Source organism: Dietzia sp. CQ4, assembly GCF_014145125.1.
Lineage (GTDB): Bacteria > Actinomycetota > Actinomycetes > Mycobacteriales > Mycobacteriaceae > Dietzia > Dietzia natronolimnaea.
Map to the genome: position 1 here is coordinate 1 of NZ_JAALDZ010000368.1, position 2,525 is coordinate 2,525.

Genomic DNA, 2,525 nt, shown 5'->3' on the forward strand with positions numbered 1-2,525 from the left:
CAAACCCCGGCCCCCAAACCCCACCACTCCAGGGGACTTACCCTGGTCCTGTTGGGCAACTTCGTACTCATGCCCCTGATCGTGTGGGCGATGGTGTCTCTCCTTCCCGCCGACCCCGCGATCCGTCTGAGCGTGTTGCTGGTGTTGCTCGTGCCGTGCACCGACTGGTTCATCGCCTTCACCCAGCTCGCCGGCGGGGATGTGCCCCGGGCCGTCGCGGTGACCCCCGTCAACCTTGTTCTACAGCTGCTACTGCTTCCTCTTTATCTGCTGCTCATGGCGCGGGAGGAGGTCACAGGGTTGATCACGCTCAACGTGGTCGCGCCAGCGCTGCTGATCGTCGCCGTGCCCCTGATCGCGTCGACGCTCACGCAGTGGTGGGTCGATGCCCGCCCGGGGCGTCTTGTGGTGCGTGATCGATGGGCCTGGGCACCGGTTCCGCTGCTCGCTGGTGTCGTGTTTCTCGTCGCCACGGCTCAGGTGGATACCGTGCTCGGTGCGCTGAACGTTCTCCCGGTCGTCGTCCCGGTCTTCGTGGCGTTCCTGCTCGCGGGCGCGCTCACCGCCAAGGCTCTGGCGGTCTCGTTCTCTCTCCCGCCCCGACAGGCCCGGACACTCGCCTTCGGACTCGGGACCCGGAATTCGTTTGTCGTCCTTCCGCTGGCGCTCGCACTGCCTGAGGGGTTCGAGGTGGCGGCAGTTGTGATCGTGGCACAGACCCTGGTCGAGCTCCTCGGCATGATCGCCTTCCTCTGGCTGATTCCGGTGGTCTTCAGGACCGACCAGCGGTCCGCCGACGGGGGACTGTGAGGACCACCGTGTCGACGGGTCCCGGGGCGGCGGATGTGGCCACCGCACCTATCTGCGCTCGGCTGGTGCGAGGGCGGAGCGACGGTTGTCCACGGTGGTGCCGGCACACTCCACCGAGAGCCTGCTGCGTGTGTCACACGATGGCGTCGAGGGCGTGGGGCAGCGTCGTGACTCCGTCGGTCGCGAGGAAGTGTCCCGCTCCCGGGACGACCTGAGCCGACGTGCCGAGAAGACCGGCCAGGCGGTCTGTGAGGTCGACAGGAACATGATCGTCGTCGTCGGAACGCAAGATGGTGAGCGACCCGGCCCTCTCTCGGATCCCGGACAGGTCCACGCCGTCACCGATGAAGTCGTCCAGTTCGGGTAGCCCCGGCAACGGGTCGACGAATCCCGAGACGAGCACGAGACCGCCCACCTCCCACGGTCCCGTCAGGGAGGCGAGGTGGCGCAGAACGGTGAGGCAACCGAGGCTGTGGGCGACCACGATCGTGTCTCTCCCCGGGATACCGAGCTCTTCTGCGGCGGTAGCCGCCCACCGGTCCGGAGATGGGGACGTGGACTCCGGCAAGGCGGGTACTCGTGTGGGGACCCCCGCGTGTTCGAGCTGTTCTGCGAGCCACCCGAACCAATGGTCCGCGGGCGTCGCACCGTACCCGTGGAAGATCACGGCCTGGGTGGTTCTTACCGACGTCATGCCACCGAACGGTAGACCGTGCCGCCAGGGAGGCTGTGTACAGCCCCGGCGGCCGGGGTGTCGTTCCGCTCCTCCGCACCGGCTCGCGGCCGGGGATCACCGAGGAAAGTGTCCGACCGTTGCTCGGGTTCAGTCCGAGCGTGGCGCAATTGCTCACCTGCTCGCGTTGATGCATCAGTGTGCTGCCGGGTTCGGTGGCCGGCGGGCACCGGAGACCGGGCCGTGATGCTCGGAGGTTCTCGACGCGGAACGACGCGAGGTGCGCGGCGGTCGCCGTCGATCGACACAGCACGGTGTACCCGGCCACGACGGTGCGCGGTCGGCCGGCGACATGCCGTGGTGCCGGCTCGGTAGAAGACCCCGGCCCGGCCGGAGGCGCGGTAGAGGCGGTGACGGGTGAGACCGGTGAGCCCGCACACGGTCGCGATCCGCACGCCGAGGCCCCCGCCCTGAGTGCCCCCCACACGGTCGTGAGTCGGGACGGCCACTCACCGCACGCGACGGAGCTCTGGGAGGACGAGCCAAGCACTGAGAGGACGAGCCGACTCCGCCCTGCAGCTCGAGCCGCACTGATGACCGGATCGCGTAGGCCCCGTCCCCTCGGGTCGGGTAGGACACCACGTGGTGGCAGGGGCGGAAGGCGGGCGGCCGGAGGGGGAACACGGCAGGGACGCAGCGGGAAGACCCGTCTGTACGTGGCTTTGGCGATCTGCCGGCATGGGCCTGCAGGGGCGCCCTGGGAGGCGTTGACCAGCCGATTTGGTGTTCCGTTGGGGCGCGTGTAACTTTATCGGCGCCGCCAGGGAGCGGGGGTCGAGCCGAGAGGTTCGAGTCCTGGTTTCGGGCGGTGGCTTCGCGAAGGGGGGCCGAACGATCGGGTTGACCGATCGACTTCGGTCCGCTAGAGTAGGCGAGCTGCCTCCGATGGAGAGCGGCAACTTCCCCCGAAGGTATGTGGCGATAGTGCCACGTGGCGACGGTGTGGTGGTGTTGTTTGAGAACTCAACAGTGTGTTTTGTTT

2 protein-coding genes are annotated in these 2,525 nt (G+C 68.0%); one reads left to right on the top strand and one right to left on the bottom strand.

Annotated elements, in window-relative coordinates:
• Nucleotides 1-42: 42 nt before the first annotated feature.
• The gene (locus tag G6031_RS17110; protein WP_277820171.1) at nucleotides 43-810 is read left to right on the top strand and encodes a bile acid:sodium symporter; all 768 of its coding nucleotides are present in this window, start codon (nucleotides 43-45) and stop codon (nucleotides 808-810) included.
• 133 nt (nucleotides 811-943) lie between these two features.
• On the opposite strand, the gene G6031_RS17115 is transcribed toward G6031_RS17110, so the two are convergent.
• Nucleotides 944-1,504, bottom strand: a complete 561-nt coding sequence (locus G6031_RS17115) for an alpha/beta fold hydrolase (protein WP_179524635.1) — start codon at nucleotides 1,502-1,504, stop codon at nucleotides 944-946.
• Between the last annotated feature and the right edge of the window lie 1,021 nt (nucleotides 1,505-2,525).